This is a genomic window from Pseudomonas sp. D4-21, from assembly GCF_051132125.1.
Lineage (GTDB): Bacteria > Pseudomonadota > Gammaproteobacteria > Pseudomonadales > Pseudomonadaceae > Aquipseudomonas.
The window spans coordinates 5,331,767-5,348,063 of sequence record NZ_CP071664.1 but is presented as its reverse complement, the minus strand read 5'-3'; the positions used below and the strand labels follow the sequence as shown (position 1 = coordinate 5,348,063).

Below are 16,297 nucleotides of genomic sequence, written 5' to 3'. Positions count from 1 at the left end.
TTGCCCGCGTGCGGGCCCGTATCCATCACATGAGGAGAGCGCGCGTGTCGCCAAGCCTGTTCCGACGATAACCACCAGCCCGCTGTGCGTTCTGTTTCGTCTTTTTTCGGCTGTTATTTATTACAGGTCCAGGTTCATGCCCGAATACGTCAATTGGCTTCGTCACGCTTCGCCTTACATCAATGCCCACCGCGATTGCACCTTCATCGTCATGCTGCCTGGCGACGGGGTCGAGCACCCCAACTTCGGCAACATCGTCCATGACCTGGTGCTGCTGCACAGCCTCGGCGTGCGCCTGGTGCTGGTCCATGGTTCTCGCCCGCAGATTGAAACCCGCCTGGCCGCACGGGGCCTGACGCCCCATTACCATCACGGCATGCGCATCACCGATGCCGCGACGCTGGAATGCGTGATCGACGCGGTCGGCCAGTTGCGCATCGCCATCGAGGCACGCCTGTCCATGGACATGGCGTCATCGCCGATGCAGGGTTCGCGGTTGCGGGTCGCCAGTGGGAACCTGGTCACCGCCCGGCCGATCGGCGTGCTCGAGGGTGTGGATTATCACCACACCGGCGAAGTGCGCCGGGTCGATCGCAAGGGCATCAATCGCCTGCTGGACGAGCGTTCCATCGTGCTGCTGTCGCCGTTGGGCTATTCGCCCACCGGGGAGATCTTCAACCTCGCCTGCGAAGACGTCGCCACTCGGGCCGCCATCGACCTGGCGGCGGACAAGCTGCTGCTGTTCGGCGCCGAGCAAGGCCTGATTGGCGAAGATGGCCGACTGGTCCGTGAGCTGCGCCCGCAACAGGTCCCGGCCCATATGCAGCGCTTGGGCAGCGACTACCAAGCCGAACTGCTGGATGCGGCGGCCCAGGCCTGCCGCGGCGGTGTTGCCCGCAGCCATATCGTCAGCTATGCCGAAAACGGCGCGCTGCTGGCCGAATTGTTCACTCGCGATGGCAGCGGCACACTGGTGGCCCAGGAGCAGTTCGAGGTGGTGCGCGAAGCGGCCATCGAAGACGTCGGCGGATTGCTCGACCTCATCAGTCCTCTGGAAGAACAGGGCATCCTGGTGCGCCGTTCCCGTGAGGTGTTGGAGCGTGAGATCGAACAGTTCAGCGTGGTAGAGCGCGAAGGAATGATCATCGCTTGCGCGGCGCTCTACCAGATCGCCGATTCGGATGCCGGTGAACTGGCCTGTCTGGCGGTGAATCCGGAGTATCGCCACGGTGGCCGGGGCGATGAATTGCTGGAACGGATCGAAACCCGGGCCCGTGCCCAGGGGCTCAAGACGTTGTTCGTATTGACGACGCGCACGGCCCATTGGTTTCGTGAGCGGGGCTTCGAACCCAGCAGCGTCGAGCGCCTGCCTGCGGCCCGGGCATCGCTTTACAACTACCAGCGCAATTCGAAAATCTTCGAAAAAACCCTGTAGGCAGCCATTCGGCAAACTGGCGTTACCGCGGTCTTCTTGATTTCAGACAATGAGCAGCTAGTCTGGATCCCGTCTAGATCGCGGCATACGCGAGCGGTTGTTGACTGGGTCGAAGGCGCAGGAGGCGCGCAAACACATCTCTGCGCCAGACTTTTGCGGGTCTCCAAAGCTGGCGACAAAACACCATTCAGTAATCCTTTGCGCCGCCGATAAGACGTTTCACGGCTTGATGACGCAGTGATGGCACTTATATGTCAAAAAACGCTGAAAACTGCCGAAACAATTCTTTTTGGATTTATAAATAATCCTTTATTCTCCGGGCCGGTGTCGCGGGGTTAGACCATGGTCGTAGGCCGAAAGGGTTACGGTTGACTTGCCAGTCACGGTCTGGCGCTAATCGCGCATCCGCGGATTCCGGGCGTTCGATTCGGAACCAAAGACACACAAGAATTAGAAAACGAGAGGAGCGAAGCATGAAGAAGTCTACCTTGGCCATGGCAGTGGCCTTTGGGGTATTGGCGCAGCAGGCAGGCGCCGCCGGTTTTATCGAAGACAGCAAGGCGTCGGTCAGTTCCCGTACGCTGTACTTCAACAACGACAACCACGAGACGGGCAGTGAAGACCTGCGCGAAACGGGCACCGGCCTTAAGTTCGACTACAAGTCTGGCTTCACGCAAGGTGTCGTTGGCTTCGGTATCGACGCCCAGGCTCTGGTGGGTATCCGTCTCGATGGCGGCAGGGGTCGTAACAACGGTTCCTATATGCCAGCCGATACCGATGGCGCGGCGGTCCACGAGTGGAGCCGTTTGTCCGGTAACGTAAAGGCTCTTTTCTCCAAGACCGAAGCTCACCTGGGCGGTGCCTTGGCGCCTAGCCTGCCGATCCTGGTGGCCAACGACAGCCGCCTGCTGCCGCAGACCTTCGAGGGTGGCACCATCACCTCCAAGGAAATCGACAACGTCACGCTCAACGCTGGTCAGCTGGAGCAGGCCACTGGCCGTGCATCGAGCAACAGCACTGGCCTGGCCGTGGCGGGCGGTACCCAGGACAGTAACCAGTTCCGTTACGCGGGTGCTGATTGGAAGGTCACCAAAGACCTGACGCTGCAGTACTACTACGCGAACCTGCAGGATTACTACAAGCAACACTTCCTGGGCGCGGTCCATGTTTTCCCGATCAGCGAAGGTCAATCCTTCAAGACCGACCTGCGTTACTTCGACAGCAGTTCGGATGGCCGCAACGGTGACCTGGGCTATCGCTTCAACAACAACGGTGGCTATGCCAAGAACCCGGGCGAGGTCGATAACAAGACCTGGAGCGCCATGTTCACCTACACCCTGGGTGGCAGTGCCTTCCTGTTGGGTCATCAACAAGTCGGCGATGACGGTGGCTTCGTCTACCTGAACCAAGGCAACGTGGTTGACGGCAACAACCGTCCTGAAGGTGCTGGTGGTGCGAGCTTCTACCTGTTCACCGACAGCATGATCAACGGTTTTGTCCGTGCCGGTGAGAACACCACCTTCGGCCAGTACTCCTACGACTTCGCTTCCATGGGCGTTCCAGGCCTGAAAGCCTCGGTTGCCTACCTGCGTGGCGACGACGTCAAGACCGCTAGCGGCACAAGCGATTACTCCGAGTGGGAACGCGACATGCGTGTGGATTACGTGATCCAGCAAGGCGCGTTGAAAGGCTTCGGTACTACTGTGCGTCACGGTAGCTACCGCAGCGGCGGTGTCGGCGACGACCAGGATCAGACCCGCGTAATCTTCAACTACACTTACAGCTTCATGTAAGACGTAGCGAAGTAAAAAAGCCCCGCCCGGCATCACGCCCGGCGGGGCTTTTGCGTTTTTGGCTCAACGAGCCGGCTATCGCCTTATCCCCTGGGTTCCATCGCGTCCTTACGCAGGATGAATGCGCTGAACGCCAGGAAATCATCCAGATGGCCGGTAATGATCGCGACCATGATCGGCAATTGCAGGGCTTGGTAGTCATGCACGGCGATATTCCTGAACCCCACCATGTTCTTCAGGTTTTTCACCAGACCTTCTTCGACCCAACCGCCCTGAAAAAGCAACTCGAACGTATCGCGGGCGCTTTGCGGGACCCCCAATCGTTCACGCCGAATCAGATGCTGTCCCATGTCCAGCGCGGCTTCACAGGCACGCTGAATGTTCAGGACGGCCGAGTCCTGGCGAGTGAAATCCGTAGCAAAGGTAGCGGGGTCCTTCTCGTATTCCTCCCGCACCCTGGCAACGCAACGCTCGATGCTTGCTGCTTTATTGATCAGTACATCATCGACCATACACCCTGCCTTCTTCCTGGATATCCTTGAGCAATCGCGCTCGAGCCTCATCGAGAGCAGTCTTCTCGCTGAGAATGAAGCATTCGAACAACCCCGCCTGTACGTCCTTGGCCCAGAGTCTTCGGCCTCGGGTCACGATCTGGTGCTGCATGACGGTGGAGGCCGCCCGTAGATCAATCAGATCCACCGGGCTGCCAGCGATGTCCGCCAAATCGCCTGAAAGTTGCCACAACGACACTGGGTCGACCTTGCCTGACAACAGCACAGCCAAATCCACATCACTGTCAGGCCCGGCGGTCTCCTGGGCGTGGCTGCCGAACAGGTAAACAGCCAACAGGTCAGGCAGATGATTTTGCAAGTGAGTCAACAAGGCATGAGCGTTCATGCTGCCTATCCTAGCCGCTCGTCCGGAGATCGCGTCAACAATTTCCGAAATGTACCTACAAAACAAAAAAGCCCCGCCCGGCATCACGCCCGGCGGGGCTTTTGCGTTTCGGGTCCGGCCCACCCCTGTAGCCTTTCCCGAACCTTCTCCTCTTTTTCAGCACTCGAGGCCTTCTCGAAACCTCGGGAATGATCTTGGGCCGCTATACGCTGCGGCACCAGTGAACAGTTTTTTATATTTCTTAATGATCTAGATAAATGGGTATTCATTCTTTTTAAAGCAACGAAAAGCGGTGCACAGTTGGGCTCCAAAAACATTCAGGAGCCGCATCATGAGCCTCAGACTCGGCGACATCGCCCCCGATTTCGAACAGGATTCCAGCGCCGGCAAGATTCGCTTCCACGAATGGCTCGGCGACAGCTGGGGCGTGTTGTTCTCCCATCCGGCGGACTTCACCCCGGTGTGCACCACCGAGTTGGGTCTCACTGCCAAGCTCAAGGACGAGTTCGCCAAACGCGGCGTCAAGGCCATCGCCCTGTCGGTGGACCCGGTGGACTCGCACCACAAGTGGATCGACGACATCAACGAAACCCAGAACGCCGTGGTCAATTTCCCGATCCTGGCCGATGCCGACCGCAAGGTGTCCGACCTGTACGACCTGATCCATCCCAACGCCAGCGACACCTTGACCGTGCGCTCATTGTTCGTGATCGACCCGAACAAAAAAATTCGCCTGACCATCACCTACCCGGCCAGTACCGGGCGCAACTTCAACGAAATCCTCCGGGTGATCGACTCCCTGCAGCTGACCGACAACTACAAAGTCGCCACGCCCGCCAATTGGCAGGACGGTGATGAAGTGGTGATCGTGCCGTCGCTCAAGGATGAAGAAGAACTCAAGCAGCGCTTCCCCAAGGGGTACCGTGCCGTGAAGCCCTATCTGCGCCTCACGCCTCAACCTAATCGTTGACGCAGAACCTGTGGGAGCGAGCCTGCTCGCGAAAGCGGTCTGTCAGATGCATTTATATTGACTGGTACGCCGCCTTCGCGAGCAGGCTCGCTCCCACAGGACTGGATTTGTACCAAAGGATTTTGGCCGTTTCGACGGCCTTTTTTATTGTGCCGAAAAAAGCAGAACGTATATCTCCGTAAAGAATAACTAAATGAATAAATATGATTTAAAGATATATAAAAGCGCTGTTATGGTTTGGCCCATACAGCGAGATCGCCCACCGCGAATCGCGCACGACTCTTAAGGAATGGTTGGCATGTTGGTTGTCTCGCTCGGCGGCAGTCCCAGCCAGCGCTCACGTTCAGGTGTGCTGTTGGAGCGCTCGCAACGTTGGTTGCAACATCAAGGTGTGGAAGTGGTGAGTTATCAGGTACGGGACTTCCCGGCCGAGGATCTGCTCCATGCCCGCTTCGACAGTCCCAAGGTGGTAGACCTGCTGGCACAGATCGAAAACGCCGATGGCCTGTTGATTGCCACGCCGGTATACAAGGCGTCTTTTTCCGGTGCGTTGAAGACCGTCCTTGATCTGCTGCCGGAACGGGCCCTGGCCCACAAGGTGGTATTGCCCATGGCGACAGGTGGCAGCATCGCCCACATGCTGGCGGTGGATTATGCCCTCAAGCCGGTACTGTCGGCGCTCAAGGCCCAGGAGATGCTCCATGGGATCTTCGCTGAAGACAACCAGATAGCCTACGGCGAAGGCAGCGCTCAAGCGCGGTTGACGCCTGCCTTGCAACAGCGCCTGGATGAAGCGCTGGAGCAGTTCTACAGCGCCATGGCCCGTCGGCCCAAACCGTTGGATCCCAGCGTACTGAACGAACGTCTGTTGAGTGCTCGCTGGAGCATTTGACGCGCTACATCCCTGATTCAACTCCACCTTACTCAGCCGCCAACGGCCCAGCAGGTGCAGCCAAAACCCCATAGCAAAAAGGAGAGGCGCCATGCGCACTGTCATTTTGCGTCGCGGGCTGGTCGCTCTGTTTGCTGCGGCTGTGTCCTTCGGCGTCATCACCCAGGCTCAAGCCGAAACCTTGCGGATCGGTTATCAAAAGTACGGCACCCTGGTGCTGCTCAAGGCAAAGGGCACCCTGGAAAAACGTCTCGCCGCCCAAGGCGTGGACGTGCAATGGACCGAGTTTCCTGGCGGCCCGCAACTGCTTGAAGGCTTGAACATCGGCTCCATCGATTTTGGCGTGACCGGCGAAACCCCGCCGGTGTTTGCCCAGGCAGCCGGCGCGGACCTGCTCTATGTGGCCTATGAACCGCCGGCGCCCAACAGTGAAGCGATCCTGGTGCCCAAGGGCTCGCCGATCCAATCGGTGCAGGATCTCAAGGGCAAGAAAATCGCGCTGAACAAAGGCTCCAACGTCCATTACCTGCTGGTACGGGCGCTGGAAGATGCGGGCCTGCAATACACCGACGTCCAGACGGTTTTCCTGCCACCGGCCGATGCCCGCGCGGCGTTCGAACGAGGCAGCGTGGACGCCTGGGTGATCTGGGATCCGTACCAGGCCGCCGCTGAGCAGCAATTGCAGGCGCGCACCCTGCGTGACGGCAAAGGCATCGTCGACAACCACCAGTTCTACCTCGCCACCAAACCCTATGCGCAGAAAAATCCCCAGGTGATTACGGCTCTGGTGGAAGAGGTGCGGGCGGTAGGGGAGTGGTCCAGGGCCAATCCTGAAGACGTGACGCGGCAGGTCTCGCCGCTGCTCGGCTTGCCTGCCGATATCACGCTTACCTCGGTCAAGCGCCAAGGCTACGGGGCGTTGTTCCTCACGCCGGAAGTCGTCGCGGCGCAGCAGAAAATCGCCGACAGCTTCTACCAGCTCAAATTGATTCCCAAGCCCTTGAGTATCAAGGACGTGATCTGGACGCCGCGGGCGGCCGTTGCGAACGCGCAGTAATTCGATCCCTTAGGAGACCACTCCATGAGCCTTAATATTTTCTGGTTCCTGCCCACCCACGGCGACGGCCATTACCTTGGCACCGCTGAAGGCGCCCGCGCCGTCGATCATGGTTACTTGCAACAAATTGCCCAGGCGGCCGATCGACTGGGTTTCGGCGGCGTGCTGATTCCTACCGGGCGTTCCTGCGAAGACTCCTGGCTGGTGGCCGCTTCCCTGATTCCGGTGACCCAGCGCTTGAAATTCCTGGTAGCCCTGCGGCCCGGGATCATTTCCCCGACGGTGGCGGCGCGTCAGGCCGCGACGTTGGATCGACTCTCGGGAGGACGCGCGCTGTTCAACCTGGTCACTGGCGGCGACCCGGACGAGCTGGCCGGCGACGGGCTGTTCCTCGATCACGAACAGCGCTACCAGGCCTCGGTGGAATTCACCCGGATCTGGCGCCGGGTGCTGGAAGGCGAGACCGTGGATTACGACGGCGAACACATCAGCGTGAAGGGCGCCAAGCTGCTCTATCCGCCGATCCAGCAACCGCGCCCGCCGCTGTACTTCGGTGGCTCGTCGGAAGCTGCCCAGGACCTGGCCGCCGAGCAGGTGGAAATGGTGCTGACCTGGGGCGAACCGCCCGCAGCCGTCGCCGAAAAAATCCAACAGGTGCGGGCCAAGGCCGCACAGCAAGGACGCACTGTGCGCTTCGGCATTCGCCTGCATGTGATCGTACGGGAAACCAACGCCGAGGCCTGGCAAGCGGCCGACCGCTTGATCTCCCATTTGGACGACGAAACCATCGCTCGCGCCCAGGCCTCCCTCGCGCGCTTCGACTCGGTGGGTCAGCAGCGGATGGCCGCGCTGCACGGCGGTCGCCGCGACAAACTGGAGGTGAGCCCCAATCTGTGGGCCGGTGTCGGCCTGGTTCGCGGCGGTGCCGGGACGGCGCTGGTGGGCGATGGCCCGACCGTGGCCGCGCGGGTGAAGGAGTACGCCGACTTGGGCATCGACACGTTCATCTTCTCGGGTTATCCACACCTGGAAGAGTCGTATCGGGTGGCGGAGCTGCTGTTTCCGCACCTGGACGTGGAACGCCCGCAATTGCCGAAAAGCCAGGGCTACGTGAGCCCGTTCGGTGAGATGGTCGCCAACGACATTCTGCCCAAAGCCGCGTCCCAGAGTTGAGGCGGCCATGAAGAAAGTTATCCACAACCTGGCGCCGTGGGCGGTGCCGCTGCTGTTATTGGCGGTGTGGCAATTGTCGGTATCGGCCGGCTGGCTCTCCACGCGGATCCTGCCGGCGCCAGTGGCAGTGATCGAGGCTGGCGTGAGCCTGGTGCGCAGCGGTGAGATCTGGACTCACCTGGCGATCAGCGGTTGGCGCGCGGCGGTCGGCTTCCTGATCGGCGGCGGCATCGGCCTCGCGCTGGGCTTTATCACCGGCCTGTCGAAGTGGGGCGAGCGGCTGCTGGACAGCTCTGTGCAGATGGTGCGGAACGTGCCGCACCTGGCATTGATTCCGCTGGTGATCCTGTGGTTCGGCATCGACGAGTCGGCGAAGATTTTCCTGGTGGCGCTGGGCACGCTGTTTCCCATCTACCTCAACACTTACCACGGGATCCGTAACGTCGACCCGGCGCTGGTGGAAATGTCCCGCAGCTACGGCTTGTCCGGTTTCAGCCTGTTTCGCCAGGTGATCCTGCCGGGCGCCTTGCCTTCGATCCTCGTGGGTGTGCGTTTCGCCCTGGGCTTCATGTGGTTGACGCTGATCGTGGCGGAAACCATCTCGGCCAGTTCCGGCATCGGTTACCTGGCGATGAATGCCCGGGAATTCTTGCAAACCGATGTGGTGGTGCTGGCGATTCTTCTGTACGCCGTGCTTGGCAAGCTGGCTGACCTCGCCGCCCGTGGCCTTGAACGGGTCTGGCTGCGCTGGCATCCGGCCTACCAAGTGAACAAGGGAGGGTTGCATGACCGCCCAACAACCACCGCGCCTGCTGCGAGGCATTCCGCTGGCGGTGCGCAATCTTCAGAAGACGTTTGGCTCGCGACAGGTATTGCGTGACATCGACCTGCATATCCCGGCTGGGCAGTTCGTCGCGGTAGTGGGGCGCAGTGGCTGCGGTAAAAGCACCTTGCTGCGTTTGTTGGCCGGGTTGGATCAGCCCTCGGGCGGCCAGTTGCTGGCCGGCTCGGCAGCGCTGAGCGCCGCGCGAGAAGACACTCGGCTGATGTTCCAGGAAGCGCGTCTGCTGCCTTGGAAGAAGATCATCGACAACGTCGGCCTTGGCCTGAAGGGCAACTGGCGGCCACAAGCCTTGCAGGCGCTCGATGCCGTAGGCCTGGCGGATCGTGCCCATGAATGGCCGGCGGCGTTGTCCGGCGGCCAGAAGCAACGGGTGGCGTTGGCTCGCGCGCTGATCCATCAACCGCGCCTGTTGTTGCTGGACGAGCCCTTGGGCGCGCTCGATGCCTTGACCCGGATAGAAATGCAGCAACTGATCGAGCGTCTGTGGCAGCAACACGGCTTTACCGTGCTGCTGGTGACCCATGACGTCAGCGAAGCAGTGGCGATTGCCGATCGGGTCATCCTGATCGAGGACGGCCAGATCGGCCTCGACTTGGCCATCGACCTGCCACGCCCCCGTGCTCGCGGCTCGCATCGCCTGGCGAGCCTGGAAACCGAAGTCCTCAACCGTGTGCTGTCCTTGCCCGGCCAACCGCCGGAACCCGAACCCGTTTCACCCTTGCCCACGCAGTTGCGTTGGGCGCAATAACTTCATCCAGACAGGAATCGACACCATGACCATCAAAGCCATCAACGTACGCAACCAGTTCAAAGGCACCATCAAGGAAATCGTCGAGGGCGACGTGCTGTCGGAAATCGACGTGCAGACCGCTTCGGGCATCGTCACGTCGGTCATCACCACGCGTTCGGTCAAGGAGTTGGAGTTGGCGATCGGCAGCGAAGTGATTGCCTTCGTCAAATCCACCGAGGTGTCGATCGCCAAGTTGTGATCCGTGTTTTACCCCGGGCCCCGGACGGCGTGAGCCCTTCGGGGCTTATCGTTCCCACGCGGAGCGTGGGCACGATCAATCAGGGCGCTTGGGCAGATACGGTGGCAGATACAGCCCCAGGTACGCGTCAAACACACGCATGCCTTCTTCAGCCATTCGCGGAGTGATCTGGCCGTGTTGCTGGACCGAGCGGGCGTAGACGCGGTCGCCCAGTTCCATGGCCAGGGCGAATACGTCGACGTCGGAGGGGAGCGTCGGCAGCTCGAAATGCCGGGCGAACACGGTGTGCATCAACGCGCCCAGTTCCAGGTCGTGCTGGCGGTCAGCCTGGGTGACTTCGGTGAGGCCATGCTGGGCCAGGATCAGTTGCCGAGCGGCGGCGTCCTCGCTGTAGATCACCAGCATCCGTTGTTCCACCAGCCGCGACAGGTCGTGCCAATGGTTCAGCGCGCCATGGTCGATCGGTGCTTGCAGGCAGGCGCGAAAGGCGGCGTGAACGTCGGCGGTCAGGGCTTCGAGCAGTGCCGGGACGCTGGCAAAGAAGTGGTAGACGGAGGAGGGCGGGATCCCCGCGCGTTCGGCGACGCTGTAGATCGACAGGCTGGCCACGCCTTCGGCGGCAAGCAGCGTACGGGCGGCATCGAGGATCGAGTCGATCCGGGCCTGGCTGCGGGCGCGAGGTTTGCGAGGGGTGGCGGTGCGCGTCATGAATGTCTCCTGCGGGGCTGCCGGGCATTGTACGAGTCGGGTCTTGTGTTGTCTGCCAGGCCGTCATCGCGAGCAAGCTCGCCCCCACATTGAGTGTGCGGTGCCCCTTGAATCATGTGCGCTGAAAATCCATGTGGGAGCGAGCTTGCTCGCGATCGGCCGAAGGCGGCCACCCGCCCAGACATAAAAAAACGCCGCAGGCCATAAGGTCTGCGGCGTTTCTTTTTTACCGCAACCGCTTACACGGTATGCAGGTACCAGTTGTATTCAAGGTCGGAGATGGAATGTTCGAACTCTTCCAGCTCACTTTCCTTGCAGGCCACGAAGATATCGATGTATTTCGGGTCGATGTACTTGGCCATGACTTCACTGTCGTCCAGTTCGCGCAAGGCATCGCGCAGGTTGTTCGGCAGGCTTTGCTCGTTCTGCTCGTAGCTGTTGCCTTCGACCGGCGCGCCGGGCTCGATCTTGTTGACGAGGCCGTGGTGAACGCCCGCCAGCACGGAGGCCATCAGCAGGTACGGGTTGGCGTCGGCGCCGGCAACCCGGTGTTCCAGGCGCACGGCATCGGCTGAGCCGGTCGGCACGCGCAAGGCCACGGTGCGGTTGTCCAGGCCCCAGGACGGCGAGTTCGGCACGTAAAACTGTGCGCCGAAACGACGATAGGAGTTGACGTTCGGGCAGAGGAAAGCCATCTGCGCGGGCAGGGTCTCGAGCACACCGCCGATCGCGTGACGCAGCGCGGCGTTCTGCTCGGGATCCTCGCTGGCAAAGATATTCTTGCCGTCTTTGTCCAGGATCGAGATGTGAACATGCAGGCCATTGCCAGCCTGGCCCGGATACGGCTTGGCCATGAAGGTGGTGTCCATTTCATGGTCGTAGGCAATGTTCTTGATCAGGCGCTTGAGCAGTACCGCGTAGTCGCAGGCCTTGATCGGGTCGGCCACGTGGTGCAGGTTCACTTCGAACTGCGCCGGGGCACTTTCCTTGACGATGGCGTCGGCGGGAATGCCTTGCTCCTTGGCCCCTTCGAGGATGTCCTGGAGGCAATCGACGTATTCGTCAAGGTCATCGATCAGGTAGACCTGGGTCGAATGCGGGCGTTTGCCGGAGATCGGTGAGCGGGGTGGTTGCGGACGGCCGTTCACGTTCTCCTGGTCGATCAGGTAGAACTCCAGCTCGAATGCCGCGCAAATGGTCAGGCCCAATTCGTCGAACTTGGTCACGACCTGGCGCAAGACTTCCCGAGGGTCGGCGAAGAACGGGTCGCCTTCGAGTTCGTGCATGGTCATCAGCAGTTGCGCGGTCGGGCGCTTCTGCCAGGGTTCATTGCTCAGGGTGCCGGGGATGGGATAGCAGATGCGGTCCGCATCGCCGATGTCCAGGCCCAGGCCGGTGCTTTCCACCGTCGAGCCGTTGATATCCAGGGCAAATAGAGAGGCCGGCAGGTTGATGCCTTTCTCGTAAACCTTGTGGAGGCTGGTGCGTTCGATGCGCTTGCCGCGCACCACACCATTCATATCCGCAATCAGAAGGTCAACGTACAGAACCTCAGGATGTTCCTTAAGGAACGCGTTCGCTTCGTTAAGCTGAACGGCACGCGGGGGTACCGACATGATGCAACACCTTTGTTGTTAAAAATATCAATCATTGATCTCTTCGAAAGCCAGTCAACCCGAACGGCATGCCGAAGTCAAGCTGGGCCTTTTGTGCCCTAAAAAAGCACCCGAGGGGCATTTTTGAGGCAGTTTGGGGCGTTTTTTTTCCTTTGAGGGCCTTCGCGCCCGCAGGCTTGAGCGTGCCGTGTTGTATTTTTTACGGGGGTGTTGTGTAAAAAAATGAACAAGGCTAAGCTCGATTCAAACCCATAACAGCAATAATACCGGGGTGCTTCATGTCTCGCCTGCCGTTAATCGGCGTCACCACCTGCTCCAGGCAGATCGGTTTGCATGCGTATCACACCACTGGCGACAAATATGCCCGGGCTGTCGCAACAGCCGCCAAGGGTTTGCCAGTGCTGATTCCCTCCCTGGCGGATCTGTTCGCACCGTCCGATATTCTGGACGCCCTGGACGGTATTCTTTTTACCGGCTCTCCTTCCAATGTAGAACCTTTTCACTATCAAGGCCCGGCCAGCGCGCCAGGCACTGCCCATGATCCTGCACGGGATGCCATTACCCTTCCACTGATACGCGCTGCCGTCGATGCGGGCGTTCCGGTGCTGGGCATCTGTCGGGGTTTCCAGGAGATGAACGTAGCCTTTGGCGGTAGCCTGCATCAGAAAGTTCATGAAGTCGGAACCTTCATCGATCATCGTGAAGACGACACCCAGCCGGTGGACATTCAATACGGCCCGGCCCATGCCGTGCATGTCCAGCCAGGCGGGGTCCTCGCGGCCCTGGGCCTGCCGCCGAACATTGAGGTCAACTCGATTCACAGCCAGGGCATCGAGCGCCTGGCACCGGGGCTGCGGGTTGAAGCGCTGGCGCCGGATGGCCTGATCGAAGCCGTCTCGGTTGTACAAGGCAAGGCTTTTGCTTTAGGTGTGCAATGGCACCCGGAATGGGCGGTAGGCTCTAATCCGAACTATCTTGCGATTTTCCAGGCATTTGGCGATGCCTGCCGAGCAAGGGCAACACAACGCGACGCCGATGCGTCAAACAACGCCTGACTACTAATAGCAGCCAGGAAACTCACGCCTAGAGGCATTTATGAGTAACAACCTCGACCAGCTCACCGATTGGTTGAAAGACCACAAGATCACAGAAGTCGAATGCATGATTGGCGACCTGACCGGCATCACCCGGGGCAAGATTTCGCCGACCAACAAGTTCATTGCCGAAAAAGGCATGCGCCTGCCCGAGAGCGTCCTGCTCCAGACCGTAACGGGCGACTATGTCGAAGACGACATCTATTACGAACTGCTCGACCCTGCCGACATCGACATGATGTGCCGCCCGGACGAAAACGCAGTCTTCCTGGTGCCCTGGGCCATCGAGCCCACCGCTCAAGTGATCCATGACTCCTACGACAAGCAGGGCAACCCCATCGAGCTGTCGCCCCGCAACGTATTGAAGAAGGTGCTCAAGCTCTACGCGGACAAGGGCTGGCAGCCGATTGTCGCGCCGGAGATGGAGTTCTACCTGACCAAGCGCAGCGACGACCCGGACTTTCCGCTGCAACCACCGATCGGCCGCTCCGGTCGGCCGGAAACCGGTCGCCAGTCGTTCTCGATCGAAGCGGCCAACGAATTCGACCCGCTGTTCGAAGACGTCTATGACTGGTGCGAATTGCAGGAGCTGGACCTCGACACACTGATCCACGAGGACGGCACCGCGCAGATGGAAATCAATTTCCGTCACGGCGATGCGCTGTCCCTGGCCGACCAGATCCTGGTGTTCAAACGCACCATGCGCGAGGCCGCGCTCAAGCACGACGTGGCCGCCACGTTCATGGCCAAGCCCATGACCGGCGAGCCGGGCAGCGCCATGCACCTGCACCAGAGCATTATCGACAAGGAAACAGGCAAGAACGTCTTCTCCAATGAAGACGGGACCATGAGCGATCTATTCCTGCACCACATCGGTGGCCTGCAGAAATTCATCCCTGAGCTGTTGCCGCTGTTTGCACCCAACGTCAACTCGTTCCGCCGCTTCCTGCCCGACACCTCGGCGCCGGTGAACGTGGAGTGGGGCGAAGAGAACCGCACCGTGGGCCTGCGGGTGCCGGATGCCGGGCCGCAGAACCGTCGGGTGGAAAATCGCCTGCCGGGCGCCGACGCCAACCCGTACCTGGCGATTGCCGCCAGCCTGCTGTGCGGCTACATCGGCATGGTCGAAGGCATCAACCCGAGCGCGCCGGTGGTGGGTCGAGGGTATGAGCGCCGCAACCTGCGCCTGCCGCTGACCATCGAAGACGCCCTGGAACGCATGGAGAACAGCACCACCATCGAGAAGTACCTGGGCAAGAAATTCATCACGGGCTACGTCGCGGTCAAACGGGCCGAGCATGAAAACTTCAAGCGCGTCATCAGTTCGTGGGAGCGGGAATTCCTGCTCTTTGCCGTCTGATGCGCCGGGCGGGGCTGCCATAGGCCCCGCCCTCATGGAATAAAGGAGAATTCGCATGACCCGCAACAACCCGCAAACTCGCGAATGGCAGGCTCTTAGCAGCGATCATCACCTGGCACCGTTCAGCGACTTCAAGCAACTGAAAGAGAAAGGCCCGCGCATCATCACCCACGCCAAGGGCGTGTACCTCTGGGACAGTGAAGGCAACAAGATTCTCGACGGCATGGCCGGCCTCTGGTGCGTGGCCGTTGGCTACGGTCGCGATGAACTGGCGGACGCCGCCAGCCAACAGATGCGTGAGCTGCCGTACTACAACCTCTTCTTCCAGACCGCTCACCCGCCCGTGCTGGAATTGTCCAAGGCCATCGCCGATATCGCGCCGCAAGGCATGAACCACGTGTTCTTCACCGGCTCTGGCTCCGAAGGCAACGACACCATGTTGCGCATGGTCCGCCACTACTGGGCGATCAAGGGCCAGCCGAACAAGAAAGTCATCATCAGTCGCAAGAACGGTTATCACGGTTCGACCGTGGCCGGCGCGAGCCTGGGCGGCATGACCTACATGCACGAGCAAGGCGACCTGCCGATCCCGGGCATCGTCCACATCGCCCAACCGTACTGGTTCGGTGAAGGCGGCGACATGAGCCCTGAAGAGTTCGGCATCTGGGCGGCCAATCAGCTGGAAGAAAAAATCCTCGAGATCGGCGTGGATAATGTCGGTGCGTTCATCGCCGAGCCGATCCAGGGCGCCGGTGGCGTGATCGTGCCGCCGGACAGCTACTGGCCGCGCATGAAGGAAATCCTCGCCAAGTACGACATCCTGTTCGTGGCCGACGAGGTCATCTGTGGTTTCGGGCGCACCGGCGAGTGGTTCGGTACCGACCATTACGGGTTGAAACCACACATGATGACCATCGCCAAGGGCCTGACCTCCGGCTACATCCCCATGGGTGGCCTGATCGTGCGCGACGACGTGGTTGCGGTGCTCAACGAAGGCGGCGATTTCAACCACGGGTTCACCTACTCCGGCCATCCGGTGGCTGCGGCAGTGGCCCTGGAAAATATCAGGATCCTGCGCGACGAGAAGATCATCGAGCGTGTCCACGGCGAGACGGCACCCTATTTGCAGCAACGTCTGCGGGAACTGAACGATCATCCGCTGGTGGGTGAAGTGCGCGGTGTCGGTTTGCTGGGGGCGATCGAGCTGGTCCAGGACAAGGCCACGCGCAAGCGTTACGAAGGCAAGGGCGTGGGCATGATCTGCCGGCAGTTCTGCTTCGATAATGGGCTGATCATGCGCGCCGTGGGCGACACCATGATCATTGCGCCACCGCTGGTGATCAGCAAGGCCGAGATCGACGAACTGGTGGCCAAGGCGCGGCAATGCCTGGACCTGACGCTCAGTGCGTTGCAGGGCTAAGTGCTAGGCTCTGAGCGAGGTGCCGGCATGGGCCTCGCACAGCGTGAAC

General features: G+C 60.5%; 15 protein-coding genes and 1 pseudogene. 12 read left to right on the top strand and 4 right to left on the bottom strand.

The genetic code is table 11. From position 1 onward, the window contains the following. Positions 1-136: 136 nt before the first annotated feature. Positions 137-1,435 carry an amino-acid N-acetyltransferase gene (argA, locus tag J3Q04_RS24200; RefSeq protein WP_420765091.1) on the top strand — a complete coding sequence of 433 codons (1,299 nt, stop codon included), beginning with the start codon at positions 137-139 and terminating at the stop codon, positions 1,433-1,435. A gap of 473 nt (positions 1,436-1,908) precedes the next feature. Next, positions 1,909-3,228: an OprD family porin gene (locus J3Q04_RS24195; protein ID WP_420765090.1), complete on the top strand. Its 1,320-nt coding sequence runs from the start codon at positions 1,909-1,911 to the stop codon at positions 3,226-3,228. An 83-nt stretch (positions 3,229-3,311) separates the two neighbouring features. Here J3Q04_RS24195 and hepT read toward each other — a convergent pair whose 3' ends face one another. Both hepT and mntA read right to left on the bottom strand, forming a co-directional pair. After that, complete coding sequence (hepT, locus tag J3Q04_RS24190; protein ID WP_420765089.1) at positions 3,312-3,740, bottom strand: type VII toxin-antitoxin system HepT family RNase toxin; 429 nt, start codon at positions 3,738-3,740, stop codon at positions 3,312-3,314. Then, positions 3,730-4,125, bottom strand: a complete 396-nt coding sequence (mntA, locus tag J3Q04_RS24185; RefSeq protein ID WP_434608969.1) for a type VII toxin-antitoxin system MntA family adenylyltransferase antitoxin — start codon at positions 4,123-4,125, stop codon at positions 3,730-3,732. Before mntA ends, hepT begins: the two co-directional genes overlap by 11 nt. Before the next feature lie 331 nt (positions 4,126-4,456). On the opposite strand from mntA, the gene J3Q04_RS24180 reads away from it, so the two are divergent. The 7 genes and pseudogenes from J3Q04_RS24180 to J3Q04_RS24150 all read left to right on the top strand — a co-directional run bounded on the left by J3Q04_RS24180 (position 4,457) and on the right by J3Q04_RS24150 (position 10,050). Beyond that, positions 4,457-5,095 (top strand): peroxiredoxin, encoded by a 639-nt coding sequence (locus tag J3Q04_RS24180; protein ID WP_304551669.1) that lies wholly within the window; start codon positions 4,457-4,459, stop codon positions 5,093-5,095. A gap of 298 nt (positions 5,096-5,393) precedes the next feature. Continuing rightward, entirely contained in the window at positions 5,394-5,987 is a 594-nt protein-coding gene (ssuE, locus tag J3Q04_RS24175; RefSeq protein ID WP_434561727.1) for an NADPH-dependent FMN reductase, read from the top strand. Positions 5,988-6,078: 91 nt separating this feature from the next. Next, positions 6,079-7,044 carry a sulfonate ABC transporter substrate-binding protein gene (locus J3Q04_RS24170; protein WP_434608972.1) on the top strand — a complete coding sequence of 322 codons (966 nt, stop codon included), beginning with the start codon at positions 6,079-6,081 and terminating at the stop codon, positions 7,042-7,044. Between the two features lie 24 nt (positions 7,045-7,068). Continuing rightward, positions 7,069-8,217, top strand: a complete 1,149-nt coding sequence (gene ssuD, locus J3Q04_RS24165; RefSeq protein ID WP_434608975.1) for an FMNH2-dependent alkanesulfonate monooxygenase — start codon at positions 7,069-7,071, stop codon at positions 8,215-8,217. A 7-nt stretch (positions 8,218-8,224) separates the two neighbouring features. Then, positions 8,225-8,998 (top strand): annotated as a pseudogene (ssuC, locus tag J3Q04_RS24160) (aliphatic sulfonate ABC transporter permease SsuC); the annotation flags it as partial. Between the two features lie 4 nt (positions 8,999-9,002). Beyond that, the gene (ssuB, locus tag J3Q04_RS24155) at positions 9,003-9,809 is read left to right on the top strand and encodes an aliphatic sulfonates ABC transporter ATP-binding protein (protein WP_434561733.1); all 807 of its coding nucleotides are present in this window, start codon (positions 9,003-9,005) and stop codon (positions 9,807-9,809) included. A gap of 25 nt (positions 9,810-9,834) precedes the next feature. Continuing rightward, a complete protein-coding gene (locus tag J3Q04_RS24150) occupies positions 9,835-10,050 on the top strand; it encodes a TOBE domain-containing protein (protein WP_003177394.1) in 216 nt (71 codons plus the stop codon). Between the two features lie 75 nt (positions 10,051-10,125). On the opposite strand, the gene J3Q04_RS24145 is transcribed toward J3Q04_RS24150, so the two are convergent. Together J3Q04_RS24145 and J3Q04_RS24140 are read right to left on the bottom strand one after the other, a co-directional pair. Beyond that, on the bottom strand, positions 10,126-10,758 hold the full coding sequence (locus tag J3Q04_RS24145; RefSeq protein ID WP_434608978.1) for a TetR/AcrR family transcriptional regulator: 633 nt from the start codon (positions 10,756-10,758) through the stop codon (positions 10,126-10,128). A gap of 239 nt (positions 10,759-10,997) precedes the next feature. Further along, positions 10,998-12,374: a glutamine synthetase family protein gene (locus J3Q04_RS24140; RefSeq protein ID WP_420765081.1), complete on the bottom strand. Its 1,377-nt coding sequence runs from the start codon at positions 12,372-12,374 to the stop codon at positions 10,998-11,000. A 278-nt stretch (positions 12,375-12,652) separates the two neighbouring features. On the opposite strand from J3Q04_RS24140, the gene J3Q04_RS24135 reads away from it, so the two are divergent. Genes J3Q04_RS24135 through J3Q04_RS24125 form a run of 3 tightly spaced genes read left to right on the top strand, consistent with a single transcriptional unit; the run spans position 12,653 to position 16,248 of the window. Beyond that, complete coding sequence (locus tag J3Q04_RS24135; protein WP_434608980.1) at positions 12,653-13,429, top strand: gamma-glutamyl-gamma-aminobutyrate hydrolase family protein; 777 nt, start codon at positions 12,653-12,655, stop codon at positions 13,427-13,429. A gap of 40 nt (positions 13,430-13,469) precedes the next feature. Then, complete coding sequence (locus J3Q04_RS24130) at positions 13,470-14,828, top strand: glutamine synthetase family protein (RefSeq protein ID WP_030138097.1); 1,359 nt, start codon at positions 13,470-13,472, stop codon at positions 14,826-14,828. A gap of 55 nt (positions 14,829-14,883) precedes the next feature. Then, positions 14,884-16,248: an aspartate aminotransferase family protein gene (locus J3Q04_RS24125; RefSeq protein WP_420765079.1), complete on the top strand. Its 1,365-nt coding sequence runs from the start codon at positions 14,884-14,886 to the stop codon at positions 16,246-16,248. The last annotated feature ends 49 nt before the right edge of the window (positions 16,249-16,297 follow it).